Below are 17627 nucleotides of genomic sequence, written 5' to 3'. Positions count from 1 at the left end.
TACCTAACCCCATCATTTAATTGGATTCCAACGCCAAAGCGGCACACCAGGCCTCGCCACGCGAGCCCTGGGATAAAATTTTCAGCGAACGCCCGCTGTCTTGCGGGCTAATGGTAATGGTCAGGTCAGGCTTTGGCAAAAAGCCTGCACCTTTATCGGGCCATTCGATCAGGCACATCGCGTCATCTTCGAAGTAGTCGCGGATGCCGAGAAACTCCAGTTCTTCCGGATCGACCAGGCGATACAGGTCGAAGTGGAAGGCGCGGATGTCACCGATTTCGTAGGGTTCGACCAAGGTGAAGGTCGGACTTTTTACCGCACCAACATGGCCCAAGCCGCGAATGATGCCCCGTGACAGGGTGGTTTTGCCCATGCCCAGGTTGCCTTCGAGAAAAATCAGGCCATGGCCCTGGGTCACGCGGGCGATCCGTGCGCCAAAGTCGCTCATGGCCTGTTCATCGGCCAGGTACAGGGTTACTTCAGACACGGTGCTTGCTCCTCCAACAACTGACGAATGGCTGGAATCAGATCACTGGCCGCCAGCCCACGGCCGAATTTTCCTTGTTGCTGACCGGCATTGGCGTGCAGCCAGACCGCCAGACACGCCGCATCAAAACCGGCCATGCCCTGCGCCAGCAGCGCACCGGTCAACCCGGCCAGTACGTCGCCGAGTCCAGCAGTGGCCATGGCCGGATGACCTTGGTGACAAAGCGCCAAACGGCCATCGGGATGCGCAATCAGGCTGCCTGCGCCTTTCAACACCACCACTGCTGTATATTTTTTGCTCAGCGCCAACGCTGCTGCCGGACGATCCGCCTGCACGTCGGCGGTGCTGATGCCCAGCAAACGCGCTGCTTCGCCCGGATGCGGGGTGATCACGCAATCCTTGGGCAATTGAACGAAATCACTCGCCAGCAAGTTCAGTGCGTCGGCATCCCACACTTGCGGCAATGCCGCGTTGGCCGCCGCCGACAGTAATGCGCGGCCCCAACTGGCCTGGCCGAGGCCAGGACCGACGACCAGCGTCGAGACTTTTTCCAGCAAACCCATCAACTGATTGGCCGATGAGGTGCCAAGAACCATAGCTTCCGGCACACGGGTCAGGGCTGCTGGCACATGCTCGGGACGGGTCGCCAGCGAAACCATGCCCGCGCCGCTGCGCAACGCCGTTTCGGTACTGAGCAGGATCGCCCCGCCAAATCCGTGATCGCCACCGATCAGCAACACATGGCCAAAACGCCCCTTGTGCGACGCCGGCGCGCGCGGCGCCAATCGAGGAAGATTAGCGGCATTGAGTTGCTGGGCGCGGACAGGAATGTCACGGTAAGTTTCCGCTGGCGCCTGCAAATCGTTGAACAGCAGCGCGCCGACATGATCCGCCGCGTCACCGGTGAAAAGCCCAAGCTTCAGACCAATAAAGGTCACCGTGAGATCGGCACAGACCGCGACACCCAGCGCTCGCCCAGTGTCGGCACACAATCCGGAAGGGATATCGACCGCAGCAACCGGCAAACCACTGACGTTGATCGCATTGATCGCGGTGGCATACGGCTCACGCACGTCGCCGCTCAGGCCGGTGCCGAGCAGGGCATCGAGGATGACCCCGCGCAACTCGCTGTCAGCGCTCCAGCCCTGAATCGCCACACCGTGCGTCGAGGCCTCGGCATGGGCTGACGCCGCGTCGCCCTGCAATTGCCGGGGATCACCGACCGCCAACACCCGCACGAGCAACCCGGCTCGCTGGGCCATGGCCGCAACCAGATAACCGTCTCCCGCATTGTTGCCATGCCCGGCCAGCACCGTCAGTTCAGTCGCCGAAGGCCACTGTCGCACCAATGCGCGCCACGTCGCATGGGCCGCGCGCTGCATCAATTCGAAGCCCGGCGTACCGGCGGCAATCAGCCGTGCATCGAGTTCGCGCACCTGTGCGGCGCCATACAGCGCGTCGGGTAATTCATCTTTCGTGTGCGGCATGCGTCTTCGGGCTCCGATGTCTGGCAGAATTATACGCACCTCAGCTCCGGTTTCTCTCGTCTCATGTCCGCCATCACCACAGACCTGCCCGCCCTCGCCCAATCGATCAAGGATTGGGGCCGCGAGCTGGGCTTCCAGCAAGTCGGCATCAGCGGCCTGGATCTGGCCGAGCATGAGCAGCACCTCGCGCGCTGGCTCGAGGCCGGCTACCACGGCGAAATGGACTACATGGGCGCCCATGGCAGCAAACGCTCGCACCCCGAAGAACTGGTGCCGGGCACGTTGCGCGTGGTCTCGCTGCGCATGGACTACCTGCCCGGCGACACGCAAATGGCGCAAATGCTCGCGCAACCGGAAAAAGCCTACGTGTCGCGTTATGCCTTGGGCCGCGATTACCACAAATTGATCCGTAAACGTGTGCAGCAATTGGCCGACAAGATTCAGGCGCAGATCGGCCCGTTCGGTTTCCGCGCGTTTGTCGACAGCGCCCCGGTGCTGGAAAAAGCCATCGCCGAACAGGCCGGGCTGGGCTGGATCGGCAAAAACACTCTGGTACTGAATCGCAAGGCCGGTAGTTATTTCTTCCTGAGCGAGTTGTTTGTCGATCTGCCACTTCCGGTGGATGAACCGCACAGCACTGAACATTGCGGCCGCTGCACCGCGTGCCTCGACATTTGCCCGACCAATGCTTTCGTCGGTCCCTACGTGCTGGACGCGCGGCGCTGCATTTCCTATCTGACCATCGAGCTGAAAACCGCAATCCCCGAGGATCTGCGGCCGCTGATTGGCAATCGTGTGTTCGGCTGCGATGACTGCCAGATCGTCTGCCCGTGGAACCGCTTCGCCAAGCCCTCAGGGGAAAGCGATTTCAAGCCACGGCACAATCTCGACAATGCCGAATTAGCGGAGCTGTTTTTGTGGAATGAAGAGAAGTTTTTGAGCAGCACTGAAGGTTCGCCGTTGCGGCGGGCGGGGTATGAGCGCTGGTTGAGGAATCTCGCGGTGGGGCTGAGCAATGCGCCTTCAACGATTCCGGTGCTGGAAGCGTTGAAGGCGCGACGGGATTATCCGTCAGAGTTGGTCAGGGAACATGTGGAGTGGGCACTGGGACGGCACTCCAGACCTTCAAACTCATAATGGGCAAGTAACGTAATCAGGCTGCTCACATGCGAGTTGTATCTATCTTTTCAGCCGCTCTTATTCTTCCGGAGGTTTGCCCGTTAGACCAATGGCCGCCCGACTGAATGACTTTGCAAACTCTCGTTGCACTGTCCTCTAGAAGGTAAATACGATCCGTGCCTCCAGTGGTCTTCGTCATATAAACATGCGTTAACTTTCTTGTTTGGCTGTATTTGGCTAATTCCGAGTACGCCAGAGTCATCTCCCTAGCTGCTTCGCGGGGGGACTTATTGCTTTCAATGAGTTTGTAGAAATCGTCAGCCTTATCCTGATAATTTTTATAACCGGTGGCGCTGAGCACGTCATCCGTCCCGGTGGCCCTGTGCAATTGCCAAGGTTCATCCGGCACTGTTTCCACGGGTGCCTTGGTTTTTTTGCTCGCAGCCTTGGCGCCTTTTCCAGGCTTCTTGAAATGTTTTGCCGCTTTGGCTGCTTGCTTGCCATCGGGACTGAGCCCTTTGCTAAAGGCTGAAGCCATCTTCCTGCCCGCATTCACTGCAGCTTTTGCACCCGCTGCCATACCTGCACCCAGCGAAGCCAGCCCAAGACCAAAACTGATCCAGCCCAATATCTCGCCTGCTTGAGAACCCGGTGCCAGCTCATTGGCCAGCTCGCTGGCGATACCCGCCAAACCTGAAGCAACCGCCAGCCCCAATGCCGCCACTGCCCATGGCGTCGCCGCGCCCATCGTCAGTACGCTGGCCACAACCCCGAGAATACTGAGGCCGATGCCCAGGATCGTTTGCCAGGATATATGTCCGGTAGGGTCAACACGATTGACAGGGTCGCCCAGGCAATAACTGTAGGCATTCAATCCGCCCGCGCCGAACGGACTCATGCTGTCGGGGGCGAGAAAACGCATCAGTGTCGGACTATAGGCTCTGTAACCGTTACCCAGCAGATACAACCCGGTCACCGGATCCAGTTGCTCGCCGTTGAACCCTGCCAGGCTGAACAATCCACCTTCGGCAGGGCGGTGCCCGTAAGGGCTGTAGGCGCAATCGGTGAGCTGTTCCTTGTCCAGCGTTGCCAGCACGCTTTGCTGCTGATCGGTACCAAACAGCTGCGCGCCGGCGTTCGAACCGAGCTGCTGTTGCCCCACAAGCGCTCCACCGTGACGCACAACACTGGACGAATTTTCACCACTCACCTCATTGGCGACCCGGCCCGCATGGTAGTAACGCTGCGTAATCACCTTGTCGGGTTGCGACAGTTCGACCAGATCGTCGAAGCCGTCGTAATGGTAGCCACGAATGACTGATCCCCCTGCGCTGGACAACTGCTCAAGACGTCCGAATGCGTCATAGGCCAGGGTTCGCGCCTGGTCGTCCTTGATCATCCTGCCGTTGGCGTCGTATTCCAGTGTCACTGCCGGTGGATAGTCGGCATGGGAATGTTTGACTGCACTGAGCTGTACAGGATCAGGATTGTCATAACTGAAGGTGGTCAGATTCATGCCCAGCGGGAACTTCGTCTGCACGGTCAGAATGTTATCCAGCGCATCGAAGGTGAACGTCTGCTGGACAATTTCCTTGCCATACGGATCGCGGGGCTTTTGGGTGCCAGCACAGTCGTACTGGATCAGTCGCCCGCGCACATCGTAGGTGAATTGTTCGTCGCGCAATAGTTGCGTGCCGCGCCTGGAGACTTTCTGCGCCAGTTTGCCGGCAAGCGTGTAAGTCGATTCCAGCGTCTGGTCGGGCTGGCCCTGAATCTCGAACGTACGGCGGGTTTCACGACCGATATCGTCATAGGCAAACCGGGTGATCATCTGCCGCTTGATCGACGTTTCTTCGGTTTTCGTCCAGTCCAGCATCCCCGTCTGGATGGCGTAGTGGAATTCGGTTTTCAACGAACCCTGAGAGGTGGATAACAGGCGGCCGTGCTTATCGTATTCGGATCTGCTTTCGGCTCCGAGTACGTCGACATGGGTGATCGGTCGTCCCTGCAGGGACCAGGTACTGGACGTTGATTTTGTGATAGCGCCGAAGGTCGTCGTTTCGGATTTGAGGCGTCCGGAAGGGTAATAGGTGAAGCTGCGCTCCCTGCCGTTTTCGGTACAGGCCAAGGGATTGCCACTGGCGGGGTCGTAAGTCAGGGTCGTGAGCAATGCACCTGACTTGCGCTCCGTCAGTAAACCGCCCAGATCGCGCAAATAAGTGAATTCGGTTTTTGTGCCATCAGCACTCTTGTACCACTGCGGCTGAGTGAAGCCCGCTTCATAACCCGCCTCGGACTTTCGTCCGCCTACGGTACTGTGTATCAAACGATCCAGACCATCATAAGTTTGCTGCCCCAACACCGTGTCGCCGACTTTGATGCCGATCGGTAGCCCGGCATCGCTATGTTCGGCGTAGTCGGTCACTACCGCACTGGCATCAGGCAGGACACTGCGGATTATCCGGTCAAAAACGTCGTATTCATATCGAGTGATATTGCCGACAGGATCTGTCTCGCTGGTTGTGCGCCCTAACCCGTCATAGGTGTAAACGATTTTGCCGAGACTCTTGTTCTTCAGATTGAAGCTCTCGACACTGAGCGGTTTACCGAAATCATTGATGAGGGTGAGTGTCTTGCCCATCCCCTGGAGCCAATGGGTTTGCTGGCGAAGGACAGGATCCGTCTCGCTGTGTTCGATACGCCCATCGGCATGCAGCGTCTTGTTGACCTGACCCCAGGAATCGAATTCGTAGCGGGTGCTGAGCGGATAGGGCTTGCCATCACGCCAATCGGTCAGCGTCACTTTCACCTTGTGACCGACCGAATCATGCAGGGCGGAATAAAGCATGCGAGTCGGGATGAGCCCGTCCTTGTCGGGATGGTCGCAGTCCTTTTCCTGAACGGTGATCACACGTTCGAGACCGTCATAGGTCACTCGTTGCTCGCCTCCGGCGTGATCGGTGGTCACCATTGTGGCCGGCTGCTGTTTGCTGGCGGCCAGATAGACCCACCGGGTAGCAGCCGCATAAGGTGTGCCGGCCGCAACCGTTTTGCACACTGCCCGGCCGATTGCGTCGTATTCATGTTCGATGTGCTCGCCATCGACACCGACCTCCGACATCGGTAATCCGGTCAGTGTCGAAAGCACCTTCTCACTGCTCTGCAACGCGCCGTCAAATCCCCGTGTGCTGGACTTGACCCGCAACCGGTCACCCGCAAGTTCATAGGAAAACTCAGTAGAGGTTTTTTTATCATTGAGAATGATACTTTGCTGCTGTGTGGCCCCGTGTTTGAGCGGGTCCTTGGGCGTATTCAGGTAACTGCGCTCGGTTTTCGAGCGCAAGACCTCAACACCTTCCACAACTTCGTAAAAACGCTCCTCAACCGGTAACACAAATGCCAGTTCCGTACCTTCCAGTGCGGCATGTAGCGCATAGTCGTAATACGTGACAGTCGAAGCACCATCCGCCGCGGCAGCGGTGACCGTCCTCTTTTTCGCGAACCTGGAGAAACCCAGCGGATCCTCCGGGCAATTATCTCCACCACTTGCCGGATAAAACTCCGTCTCAGTCGTCACCCCACTTGGCTCGACGTGCTTGAGCAAGTTGCCTTCGTGATCGAATTCGGTGGTTGTGGTTTCCACACGCTGCTGTCGGGTGCGCCGATCAAGGTGAGTCACTGTCTGGACCTTCGGCATGCGGAACTGAGCCACCTGCTCATTGAAGGGTTTGATGACGGAACAGTGATACTCCGTGGCGGTGGCGATCTGGGCGTCGCCACAGGTTGTAACCTCAGCCACCAACAGATGGAACTTGTTGTAGGTGCGTTTAATACGGGTATGTACTCTGCCGCTTACCAACAACTGTTCGTCCGAGGTGTAGACATAATCGCCGGGCGCTAGATAAAGAGGATCCAGGTCATTGTCCGTGGCCGGGAGAAGGCCTTGCCCAAGGAAGTTGCGGTCGGAGTAAGTGTATGTCTTGCAGAGTCTGGGCTGGCCGCGCCCAGGGTAGGTATCGTGAGCGATAACAAACGGCAGTGTTCGTTCCACACCACTTTCGAAGCCATGACCCTGCCGCTTGTATCGAATGATCTCGACGCCGCGTAATGGATTGACGACGCGGTGCAAATAGCTGGCGTCATCAATCACTTCATATTCCAGCTCCCAACCTTTACCGGCCGGAAGCTCGATTGCCGTTACCCGACTGTTTTTCAAGATCAACCTGGATTCGGACCCGGACGAGGTGTCGGGATATCGGGTCAACGTTACCTGACCTGCACTGCGTGTGATTTTCAGCAGGCATCGTTTGCTGTCACGGACTTCGCTCAACCTGGGAAACTGGTTGAACAACTCGTACTTCAAAGCGATGCTCACACCGTTCGCCGCGATTATTTTTTCTGCTACAGCGACCTGAGTGCCAGCCAGGACCTTGAGCAGTTCACGTCGACCATCCTTGTAGCGAACTTCATAGCGCCCTGCTCCGGTCACCAGCACCTTTGCCGTTTGCAACTTCATTTCCTTGAACTTCAGACCGGTGGACGTTTCTACAGCCTTGTAGCGCTCACCGTTGGACAGCGTCATGACTTTGCTGCGCAAGTCGTAATTGGTCAGGGTCAAAGACCAACCAATGCCAAAACCAAAGTCCGTCTGATTAAGCGGATTGAAGCTCAGTGAAAGTGCGAACTCAGGGCCGTTAAGATCCGACGAGTGCAACTTTCCCAACGAAAAGGCGCACGTGTACATACCCGTACGAGGATCAACACCTCCGGAAACAAACTCACCGAAATTGAAAGCGCTTGAATGAACAGCGGAAGATGAATTACTTTCCATAGAAAAACGTCCTTTTATTTCAAGATCCAGATATTGACTCGCAAACTTGGCCAGCAAACATCGCTGACCACATTATGAAATCAGACAAGCTGTTTCATTGATCGCTTGGACTCACCCAGAATAAAAGTGCGCTGCTCTTTATTACCTTCGATACACAGCCTGTGTTCCGAGCCAAACTCATCGATCACTGCAAACTCGAATGAACCCTCGCTTTCCCGCCCCACTTGCAGGTCAGCGGAAATATATTGAACAAGCGTCAGTTGCCCAGGCACATTGTTGATCGGCACGTTCATAATACCGAGGGGACTGCGAAAATTTGCTTTCAGGCCGTAGATGGGTGCCATGTAACCGTAAAAATTTCTGCGCCCATCGCGAGTACCAGGAATGTTTCCGGAGGCATAGACTTGCACCGCATCTTCGGAATCATAAGGATCAAGTTTTACCTCACTGCTGTACCAGTCAAGCAGGTGAATCTGCCTGCCGTCCGCGTGCAGCCCAATGTGATGACTTTGAACCCAGTCATATTGTGCTTTCTGCTGTTTGATACCATATTCATTGAATGTAAAGCTCTTCAGCGAATATTCTTTCGGCGGAATTGCCTCCAGCGTAACACTGCTGTCAAAGCCGATTCCGTTACTTCGCAATAACACGCCATCCACGAGAATTTCGGCGGCCACTTCCATGATTCCGGGCCTGGTGGCCGAAACCCAAAACTGGAAAATCTGCACGGGATCAGACTCGTCACTTATCCGATTGTGCGTGGCACGTGGAACTTCGGTAACTCGCGGCGCACCACCCGACATTTCGTGAGCATAACGATTTTCCTGCAGCGATACGCTCCAGTTTCCTTCCAAAGGCCGCGCGCCGTTATAGGCGATCAACCGCAGTGATTGCAGGGCGGGATGCCCATACAGAGATGCGCCATCACCATTGTTATCGATCCCGTGCAGAAGCACCAAAACACGCACCTGCATGCGCCCGTTGGCATAAAGCACTTTATGCTGGCCCGACCTTGTGGCATCGAATTTAACTTCGATACGGGAAATACCAATTTGCTCATCAAACATTTATCAATACCTTGCTGATTAATACACTTCGCCCTCTAAGGACTCAGCAAACTATTGACGATCGATTTAAATAAGAACAGCCGCGACATTCGACAAATTATGAGAAAGTAATATTTCAACATCAACCCCAACAACCCTCACAAATGCTAATACATTCAACAATCGCAGACCACATCAAGCAAACTTCAACCACACTCCGCCTGCCCCTTTGATTTCAGCACTCAACAACTTGCTCCCCTCCTGATCTCAACTGCACAGAATCAAAAGAGGAGCCAACGGGCAGTTTATTCTTGTCAGGTTATGTTAGAAAAACAAAGGAGCGGTTACTTCCACCAATATTCAGTCACTGTCTGAGCCTGTCGAGAATCCGCTTTCCGAGGACTCGCTATCGGAGTCAGATTCGAAAACCACCTCCTCCGTCTGGATTTCCACCTTCCGATCCATACTGGAGTTTTCAAGATACTGACTAATCCGTTGCCTTGACGCGTCACTCAGCGGATTATTCAATAAACCAATGAATAGATCCTGCGTATCGGGAATCTCGAACAATTCATATCCCACGTCAGAAATATTATTATCATGCAATGCCGCGACCCCCAGCTTCCTGAGCGAATCTATGCCTGAAGGAACGCTGGAAAGATGTGCGTTGCTCAGCATCAATCCGGTTAAACCGGCCATGTAGCCTACATGCGGAGCAACTGTCAGAGGATTGTTTGCCAGATTCAATCGGGTCAGCGTTTCGATTCTGGACAATCCTTCAGCTGTGACCTCGGATAGTTTTAGCGAGCACCCGTCCAGCGTAAGCTCGCTTAACTGGCGCATTTGAAATATTCCTGACGGGAATCCCTCCATTTTTATGCCAACGACTCCCAAATATTGAATATTCGGAAAGCTGTCGAGAAACGCACCTATCCGTGCACCCGGTTCATTTGCGGTCAATATCAACTCTGCTACATATTCAAATCGGGCGGACAACCTTGGTAACTCACCCGAAAAATCAACATAGTGAGAAAAATAATAATCCCCCTCGCCCCATCTCGAAACCGACTTGCGCTGCCAGATATCTTGCAGCTTTGCGCTGAACTTCTCGCGAGCCTGGCGTCGTTCGGCAAGCGTCGACGCTCCCTCTGGTTCCGACGTCTGCGTATGAGATGACGCCCCATCGGCATTCCATATCGCCAGTTCATTACGCAATGTCGCAAATTCTTTTTCCAGGCGCAGCAATATGCCGGATGGATCACTCTTCAAACGCTCGGTGATAAATGCCGTCACCTCCTCATCTAGAAGATGCGGATAAAGATCACGCACACGGTCGGCAACGGACCTGGTCGATGTCGGGTTGTTGTCGCCGCCGCCACGCAACTGCCCCTTTTGCCGGTGTTGTGCAGTGGCAGGATCAACGGTGACCGCAAGCGGCGCCATCCCCAACAACTCACTCACAGTTTGGCGTGATGGCAACGGCTGCGCGCGGACCCACTGTTGCAACGCCGCACCACCATCTTCTGTCACACCCAGCAACTGACGATGCCCGGGCGACAACAGAAACCAGATGGTTGAGTACAGATCCTTCGATTTCCGAGGTAATTGGGCGTCGCTGTTCTGGAGGACATAGCCATCATCCTGACGGATCAGTATGTGACGAAACGGTGATCGGGCATCGCCGATAGCGCTCAGGACATGCCCGTCCATCGTCCTTTGGCGAATCTCGACACGCGTCTGCCGCGGCCAATTCGCCAGATTTCCGAGCATATGCAGCACTAACCGATCACTGTCCGGGTTGGCTACGGCCTCTAAGTGAATGCCTTCCACGGCCCTTGCCAGGCGAATCTCTCGCAGCGCCACCAGTGCCTCTTTCGCCACTCGCTGAGGCATGCCTGGCAGGTTGTGCATATGTAAACGTTCGGCAGCGCTCATATTGCGCCATATCGCCTGCGCAGCGGTTTTCGGTAGATGTGGAAACACCCGGCGCATCCGTAAAGTGTTTTCATCGCAATCGGATTCAAAGGCATCTTCCAGATCCTTGAACCGCCTAAATCGCTCAGGGGCGGCCCCGCGTCCCTGCGCCTGAATCGTCTGATCAAGTTCGAATCGCCTGATGGTGTCCTCCAGTAAAAAAGGCGCAGGGCGATCATTCATGAGCACATCGCGCAGCACTGGTTCATTGACCCCGCTCACTGCCAGCACACGTGCAACCATGGCGGCGGAAAATTGCGCCACGGAACGGCCCATCCGCCGAAAAAGTTCTGCGGTTTGTACTGAGATTGAGTCAGTGAAGGGGGTGACATCGCTGTCCAGCGGCCCCCAGAACCGGCCTTCGTTGTCCGGCTTCAATAGCGGGCCGGAGGGGTCGAGCTCACTGGCCAGAGTGGCGCGAAACAGCCCGCTCTCAGCGTCCAGCACCACTTGCACGACATGGTCATCGGCCACGGCCACGTACTGGCGCTGCTTCACAATCCTGATGCCTTGCGCATCGGCTTCACCGAAGATTTTGGGTGCGGGTATCCAGTAATCTGCCAGTGAGTACTTCGCGGCACGCATCGCGAACTCATCGATCGCAGATGACCTCGGGTTCACGCTCACTCTGATCGCTGGCGTCACTGCGATCGAGTCAGGCCCGAAGGAAACGGGCAGCGTTTCGAGGTGATGGGGTATAGACAGGTGCGGCATTGCTGAAGAGCCGGGCGGTGGCCGATGAGTACCGTCTACGCTGAATTCGGGGATTTTGATTGGGGCAGGTACAGGTTTGACCTTTGGCGGTTTGCCAGTCATGGCTGCTCATCCTTGAGATATGGCTGCGTTGGCCCCGCATTACAGAAGGGGCCAACACTCGATATAAGCAAAAGCACTTTGAATGCAATTACCTGATAATTGAACACCACAGCTTATCGGTAGTTACCATGCCAAAAAGCATATATATCTACTACATCCACTGGCATTGCATCAGCGAAGGTGAGTCTTAGCCTCGTTCCAGATATAAATTTCGCTCGTAAAAGTTTACGCGAATCGCCAGCCTATGCTCCGTACCGTGTTCATCAATGGCAAGAAAGTGAAGCTTGTTTCCGTACTTGGAACCTTTACCGGCTTCCGAGTATTCGGACAGGGCTTGCACGACAGTTAGCTCGCCATCGCTCTGAATCTTCACATCATAATGTTCTCGACCCCATGTATGGGCGTCAGGAAAAAAGGTGTATACAAAAGGATCTCCGTTAGCCGGCAAGATCACAGTCACACTTTGTTTTTCAGGGCGAACAAGAATGACCTCCATATAATTGGTTTTTATTTCATTAAGTCTGTTACCCCCCGCAAACTTATGGTCAACGCCTTCTCCTACTCCGTCTACAACCCAATCGACCAGCTTGATCTGCTGCCCTCGCGGATAGAGCCCAAGACGATGGCTCCAGATTCGATTGCCGGGCAATTCATCGCCGCGCCGGGTTTGATACCAGCGAAATTCTTCGATGGAGTACGCCGATGGAGGTTGTGCTTCGATGGTTACACTACTGTCATGAACACTGGAGAGTGTCGTTCCATTACTGAGAATCCTCTCACCGTTCAGCGACAGGCGCGCACCAATCTGGGTCGTCCCGGCGCTCGATGAGGATACCCAAAACGTGCGGACCTGCGGATGGACGCTGTCATTTTCCGAATCGTTGTCGGGAGCGTCTCCGGCGGAGGTTGAAGGTCGCGCCTCAATCGTAAACCGCCCTTGATCGGTGCTTGCGGCCCAGCCGTCGCGCAACGTTTTGCCAGTGCTGTAATGAATCAGTTCGATGCTTTCCATTACATCTGCAGGCACGTGCATGGCATTGCCGTTGGCGTCTATCCCGGAAACCAAAACTTGTACTTTCACCTGCATCCGGCCATTACCAAACAGCGACTTGGTGCGAGTATTGTCGCTCGCATCAAACTTGACCTTCATAATGGCAAGGCCTGCGAGTATGGGCGCAGTGGTTTGCTGATCGTGTGTAGCATCCATGCTTTCACTCATGATGTGTTCCTTCGAAGAGTAATATTTAAATGTCGACATCAAAAATATGCCAACAAAAAAATTACAGACCTTTCAAATAAACAGCAAAGCGAAAAATGTAAGAAACATACGCTTGCAAACCTCTAGTGGCTTACAGACTTTTATCTGGCAAACAACTATTTTCCGGCGACAACCATCAAGGCTCGTCGTTATAAACAAACTTGGGCATTTCCCAATGAAAACGGATGGCCAGCAGACGTAACAAGAACCCGCCGAACAGCGTAATCAGAATGGCTTGTTCACCGGGCACATTCAGATAAAGACACAGCATGTAGCACCACGCTGCAGCGAAGGAGACGCTCGCATACAGTTCGCGGCGAAAGATCAGCGGAATGTCGTTGCAGAAAATATCGCGCAAGATGCCACCGAACACCCCCGTGATCACGCCGCTGACCGACGCCACCAGCATGCCGTGGCCCATTTCCAACGCGGTCATGCAGCCAATCAGGGTGAACGCCACCAGACCGACGGCGTCGAGCACCAGGAACAGCGAACGCAAGTGGCGCATCCAGCGCGCGGTGAACACGGTGAACATTGCCGCTACCGAAGTCAGCACCAGGTATTCCGGGTGTTTTACCCAGGTCAGCGGATAATGCCCGAGCAGCACATCGCGCACCGAGCCACCGCCCAAGGCTGTTACGCAGGCGATCAGTACCACGCCAAACCAGTCCATGCCGCGCCGCCCGGCAGACAGGGCGCCAGTCATGGCTTCAGCGGTGATGGCGATCAGATAGAGCATCAGCAACATGGTGGCGATCCAGGCAGGAAGGCGCGCAGTCTAGCCATTTCAGTGCGGCACCAAAAGGGGGCAATCGCAATGCCCGCCCCCATCGCCAGGCATCAGAACTTGATGAAATGCTTGCGGTAGTGCTGCAACTCGGCGATCGACTCACGGATATCGTCCAGCGCGAGGTGGGTGCTGCCCTTCTTGAAGCTGTCGCGCACGTCCGGTGCCCAGCGCGCGGCCAGTTCCTTGAGCGTGGAGACGTCGAGGTTGCGATAGTGGAAATAGCTTTCCAGCGCTTTCATGTGGGTATAAAGGAAGCGGCGATCCTGACAGATGCTGTTGCCACAGATCGGCGACTTGCCCTTCGGTACCCATTTTTCCAGGAAGGCGATGGTTTCAGCTTCGGCTTCGGCCATGCTGATTCGGCTGTCACGCACGCGCTGGGTCAGGCCGGAGTTGCCGTGGGTGCGGGTGTTCCACTCGTCCATACGCGCGAGCACTTCGTCACTGTGGTGGATAGCGATCACCGGGCCTTCGGCCAAGGTGTTCAGATCACTGTCGGTGACGATGGTGGCCATCTCGATGATGACGTCGTTTTCCGGATCCAGACCGGTCATTTCCAGGTCGATCCAGATCAGGTTCTGCGGGTTTTGCATATGTCGGCTCCTAGGCAATGCTGCGCAGTTTAGCCTAGGCCGGTGGCCGGGCGTGCTAAACTCGCGGCCGTTTTACCTAATCGCTGCATTCTTCAGACGGAACACCCATGGCCAAACGCCAACTCAATCGTCGTCAAAACTGGCGCATCGAAAAGATTCAGGGCGAGCGCGCTGCACGCGCCGCCAAACGCGAGTCCTCGGCTGTCGAAGCCCTTGAGGGCGGCGACCTGGGCCCGGAACAGACCGGCCTGGTGATTGCCCACTTCGGTGTACAGGTCGAGGTCGAGGCCGTTGACGGTGATCAGGCCGGCCAGGTGTTCCGCTGCCACTTGCGCGCCAACCTGCCTGCGCTGGTAACCGGCGACACAGTCGTCTGGCGTGCCGGCAATCAGGGCATCGGGGTGATTGTTGCGCAACTGCCGCGCACCACCGAACTGTGCCGCCCGGACAGCCGTGGCCAGCTCAAACCGGTAGCCGCCAACGTCGACATGATCGTCATCGTCTTCGCGCCGCTGCCCGAGCCGCATGCCAACCTGATCGACCGCTATCTGGTTGCCGCCGAACACGCTGGCATCCGGCCGCTGCTGCTGTTGAACAAATTCGACTTGATCGACGAGCAGAACGCCCCAGCGCTCAATGCGCTGCTGGCGGTGTACCGCACACTCGGTTATCCGGTGCTGGAAGTGTCGGCGCACCACGGCAACGGCATGGAACAACTGCAACAGCAGCTCGACGGCCGCATCAGCGTGTTCGTCGGCCAGTCCGGTGTCGGCAAGTCATCGCTGGTCAACAGCTTGCTGCCTGAAGTGGAAACCCGTGTCGGGCCGTTGTCCGAGTTGTCCGGTCAGGGTACGCACACGACGACTACTGCGCGCCTGTTCCACTTCCCTGGCGGCGGTGAGTTGATCGACTCCCCGGGTATCCGCGAATTCGGCTTGGGTCACGTCAGCCGCGCCGATGTTGAAGCCGGTTTCATCGAGTTCAATGACCTGCTCGGCACCTGCCGCTTTCGCGACTGCAAACACGACCGCGAACCCGGTTGTGCACTGCTCAAGGCGCTGGAAGATGGCCGCGTGCAGCAGCAGCGGATGAACAGCTACCGCTCGATCATCGCCAGCCTGCCGGAAAACGGCTACTAAACATCTGCACCGGCAGTACCTCGCCCGAGGGCTGCCGGATGTCGGACTGCGCCTGACAAACCCTCGATTCCGTTAAACGCCAGACTTTTCTTACAGGCCCGCACACGCCTGCCTGCAGGACATTTCTCTTTCACCGCCCAACCCTTGTAGGCAAGCTCCAGATGCCTAGATTGGGGTCCTCCTTCGCACCTTCGCGACCTTCGAGGAACCCCATGCAGACCTATCACCTGTTCATCAGCCATTCGTGGAACTACGCCCACGCTCACGACAATCTGGTACGCCTGCTCGGCGCCAGGCCGGATTTCAGTTTCAAGAATTTTTCCGTGCCGCCACATAACCCGATCATGGGCGCGCAGACCGACAAGCAGCTCGAAGAAGCCATCGAAAACAAGATTCGCCCCTGCTCGGCGGTACTAATCATGGCCGGGATGTATTCGACCTACAGCAAGTGGATCAACAAGGAAATCGAGATCGCCAAACGCATGGGCAAGGTGATCATCGCGATCAAGCCATTCGGCGCCGAGCGCATTTCCGCCGTTGTACGTGACGCGGCACACGCCGAATGCGCGTGGAACACCAATAGCATCGTCAGCGCGATTCGCCTGCATACGGCGGTGTGATCATGCGCAAGGGACTGTTTATCGGCATCAACCACTACGACTACGTCTCGCCGTTGAGCGGTTGTAACAACGACGCAATGGCCATGGCTTCGGTATTGGAGCGTCACGCCAACGGGCGCCCGAACTTCAGCAGCAAAGTGCTGACGTCGGCCGAAGAACAACTAACGCTCAAACTCATGAAACAGCAGATCCAGAGCCTGTTCTCAGGCGACTGTGACGTGGCACTGCTGTACTTCGCCGGTCATGGGCAGTTCGACACCAGCATCGACGAAGGACTACTGATTCCCCAGGACTATCAGCCTGGCGGAGACGGTATCCGCATCAGCGACATTCTGGAATGGGCGGACAAAGCCCCGCACATCAAGAATAAAATCATCATTCTCGATTGCTGCCAGGCCGGTGCAGCAGGCGCCCTGCGCAACCTGCGCGGCGGCAGCAGTGTGATCGGCGAAGGCGTGACCATTCTCACCGCCTGCAAAAAAGAACAGTACGCCCTGGAAAGCCGCGGTCACGGGGTATTTACGGATCTGTTGCTGCAAGCGCTGCATGGTGGCGCTGCCAACGTACTCGGCAAGGTCACCCCCGGTAGCGTCTATTCGTTTGTCGACAATGCGCTGGGAGCCTGGGAACAGCGTCCGGTATTCAAGACCAATGTCTCGCAGTTTGTGCCGCTACGCGAGGTCGCGCCGCTGATCGCCGAAGAAACCCTGCGCAAACTCAAGGACTGGTTCCCGGAACCGAGCTTCGTTTTCAGACTCGACCCCAGCTACGAGCCCACCGAAGCGCTGTTCAACCCCGAGCACGGCGACATCTTCAAGCAACTGCAAATGTGCAATCGCCACAGCCTGATCGAGCCCGTGGACGCCGAACACATGTACTACGCCGCCATCAACTCCACCGGCTGCCGCCTCACCGCCCTCGGTGCCTACTACCGCGAACTCGCCCTAAAAGGACACTTCTGATGCCCGTATTCATCAGCTACCGCCACATGGATCGCGCCCACGCCATCGCCATCAATAGCCGCCTGATCCAGGCCAACATCAAAACCTACCTCGACGTGCTCGACCCCGAGTCGCAGACCACCGACGACATCACTGGGGTCATCACCCGCAACATCACCGAATGCACGCACCTGCTGGCAGTGGTCTCGGAAAAGACTGCGTTATCGTGGTGGGTGCCGTTCGAAATTGGCGAAGCGACCATCAGCAACCGGCGGATCTGCTCGTTCAAGACCGGGCCGACGGAGCTGCCGCTGTATCTGGATAAGTGGCCGAAGCTGAGCACGGACAGTGATCTGAATTTCTTTATCGACGCGTATCGCGAGGAAGTGTCGAACAAACGCTCGATGACGCTGGATTCGAGCAATGAATCCTTTAGCGGCACCTATAAGCGCAACGCCGAGATTTTCCACGAACAACTGAAGAACCGGATTCGGCGCGGGTTCTGACAGACGTAAAAAAGCCGCGA

At 56.2% G+C, this 17627-nt stretch carries 13 protein-coding genes; 5 read left to right on the top strand and 8 right to left on the bottom strand.

Going from position 1 to position 17627, the window contains the following annotated elements; genetic code table 11:
* Positions 1 to 16: 16 nt before the first annotated feature.
* A complete protein-coding gene (gene tsaE, locus AB4O01_RS23045) occupies positions 17 to 487 on the bottom strand; it encodes a tRNA (adenosine(37)-N6)-threonylcarbamoyltransferase complex ATPase subunit type 1 TsaE (protein WP_007915806.1) in 471 nt (156 codons plus the stop codon).
* Positions 475 to 1974: an NAD(P)H-hydrate dehydratase gene (locus AB4O01_RS23040; protein WP_460089664.1), complete on the bottom strand. Its 1500-nt coding sequence runs from the start codon at positions 1972 to 1974 to the stop codon at positions 475 to 477. Before AB4O01_RS23040 ends, tsaE begins: the two co-directional genes overlap by 13 nt.
* A gap of 63 nt (positions 1975 to 2037) precedes the next feature.
* On the opposite strand from AB4O01_RS23040, the gene queG reads away from it, so the two are divergent.
* Positions 2038 to 3111, top strand: coding sequence for a tRNA epoxyqueuosine(34) reductase QueG (queG, locus tag AB4O01_RS23035; RefSeq protein ID WP_460089663.1), 1074 nt, complete (start codon positions 2038 to 2040; stop codon positions 3109 to 3111).
* Positions 3112 to 3136: 25 nt separating this feature from the next.
* Here queG and AB4O01_RS23030 read toward each other — a convergent pair whose 3' ends face one another.
* The 6 genes from AB4O01_RS23030 to orn form a co-directional block, all read right to left on the bottom strand.
* Positions 3137 to 7981, bottom strand: a complete 4845-nt coding sequence (locus tag AB4O01_RS23030) for an RHS repeat domain-containing protein (protein ID WP_460089661.1) — start codon at positions 7979 to 7981, stop codon at positions 3137 to 3139.
* 23 nt (positions 7982 to 8004) lie between these two features.
* Positions 8005 to 8991, bottom strand: a complete 987-nt coding sequence (locus AB4O01_RS23025; RefSeq protein WP_460089659.1) for a hypothetical protein — start codon at positions 8989 to 8991, stop codon at positions 8005 to 8007.
* Between the two features lie 339 nt (positions 8992 to 9330).
* Positions 9331 to 11760, bottom strand: coding sequence for a leucine-rich repeat domain-containing protein (locus AB4O01_RS23020; RefSeq protein ID WP_460089657.1), 2430 nt, complete (start codon positions 11758 to 11760; stop codon positions 9331 to 9333).
* Positions 11761 to 11947: 187 nt separating this feature from the next.
* The gene (locus tag AB4O01_RS23015; RefSeq protein ID WP_099757836.1) at positions 11948 to 12979 is read right to left on the bottom strand and encodes a hypothetical protein; all 1032 of its coding nucleotides are present in this window, start codon (positions 12977 to 12979) and stop codon (positions 11948 to 11950) included.
* A 175-nt stretch (positions 12980 to 13154) separates the two neighbouring features.
* On the bottom strand, positions 13155 to 13766 hold the full coding sequence (locus AB4O01_RS23010) for a trimeric intracellular cation channel family protein (RefSeq protein ID WP_093430171.1): 612 nt from the start codon (positions 13764 to 13766) through the stop codon (positions 13155 to 13157).
* 92 nt (positions 13767 to 13858) lie between these two features.
* A complete protein-coding gene (gene orn, locus AB4O01_RS23005) occupies positions 13859 to 14401 on the bottom strand; it encodes an oligoribonuclease (protein ID WP_003221098.1) in 543 nt (180 codons plus the stop codon).
* 107 nt (positions 14402 to 14508) lie between these two features.
* Between orn and rsgA the strand changes: the two genes are divergently transcribed.
* The 4 genes from rsgA to AB4O01_RS22985 all read left to right on the top strand — a co-directional run bounded on the left by rsgA (position 14509) and on the right by AB4O01_RS22985 (position 17607).
* A complete protein-coding gene (gene rsgA, locus AB4O01_RS23000; protein WP_016985702.1) occupies positions 14509 to 15540 on the top strand; it encodes a small ribosomal subunit biogenesis GTPase RsgA in 1032 nt (343 codons plus the stop codon).
* 212 nt (positions 15541 to 15752) lie between these two features.
* Positions 15753 to 16160 (top strand): TIR domain-containing protein, encoded by a 408-nt coding sequence (locus tag AB4O01_RS22995; protein ID WP_093430170.1) that lies wholly within the window; start codon positions 15753 to 15755, stop codon positions 16158 to 16160.
* 2 nt (positions 16161 to 16162) lie between these two features.
* Positions 16163 to 17122: a caspase family protein gene (locus tag AB4O01_RS22990; protein ID WP_460089655.1), complete on the top strand. Its 960-nt coding sequence runs from the start codon at positions 16163 to 16165 to the stop codon at positions 17120 to 17122.
* The gene (locus tag AB4O01_RS22985) at positions 17122 to 17607 is read left to right on the top strand and encodes a toll/interleukin-1 receptor domain-containing protein (RefSeq protein WP_093430168.1); all 486 of its coding nucleotides are present in this window, start codon (positions 17122 to 17124) and stop codon (positions 17605 to 17607) included. The genes AB4O01_RS22990 and AB4O01_RS22985 overlap by 1 nt, the downstream gene beginning before the upstream one ends.
* Positions 17608 to 17627: the final 20 nt, after the last annotated feature.

The organism is Pseudomonas sp. S2_E02 (assembly GCF_054668355.1).
This window is presented reverse-complemented; position numbering and strand designations above follow the sequence as displayed.

Bases quoted from the DNA above. Each gene is read 5' to 3' on its own strand.
- AB4O01_RS22985 (WP_093430168.1), top strand. From the start codon at position 17,122: ATGCCCGTATTCATCAGCTACCGCCACATGGATCGCGCCCACGCCATC.
- AB4O01_RS23015 (WP_099757836.1), bottom strand. From the start codon at position 12,979: ATGAGTGAAAGCATGGATGCTACACACGATCAGCAAACCACTGCGCCC.
- orn (WP_003221098.1), bottom strand. From the start codon at position 14,401: ATGCAAAACCCGCAGAACCTGATCTGGATCGACCTGGAAATGACCGGT.
- queG (WP_460089663.1), top strand. From the start codon at position 2,038: ATGTCCGCCATCACCACAGACCTGCCCGCCCTCGCCCAATCGATCAAG.
- rsgA (WP_016985702.1), top strand. From the start codon at position 14,509: ATGGCCAAACGCCAACTCAATCGTCGTCAAAACTGGCGCATCGAAAAG.
- AB4O01_RS23025 (WP_460089659.1), bottom strand. From the start codon at position 8,991: ATGTTTGATGAGCAAATTGGTATTTCCCGTATCGAAGTTAAATTCGAT.
- AB4O01_RS23040 (WP_460089664.1), bottom strand. From the start codon at position 1,974: ATGCCGCACACGAAAGATGAATTACCCGACGCGCTGTATGGCGCCGCA.
- AB4O01_RS22990 (WP_460089655.1), top strand. From the start codon at position 16,163: ATGCGCAAGGGACTGTTTATCGGCATCAACCACTACGACTACGTCTCG.
- AB4O01_RS23020 (WP_460089657.1), bottom strand. From the start codon at position 11,760: ATGACTGGCAAACCGCCAAAGGTCAAACCTGTACCTGCCCCAATCAAA.
- AB4O01_RS22995 (WP_093430170.1), top strand. From the start codon at position 15,753: ATGCAGACCTATCACCTGTTCATCAGCCATTCGTGGAACTACGCCCAC.
- AB4O01_RS23010 (WP_093430171.1), bottom strand. From the start codon at position 13,766: ATGTTGCTGATGCTCTATCTGATCGCCATCACCGCTGAAGCCATGACT.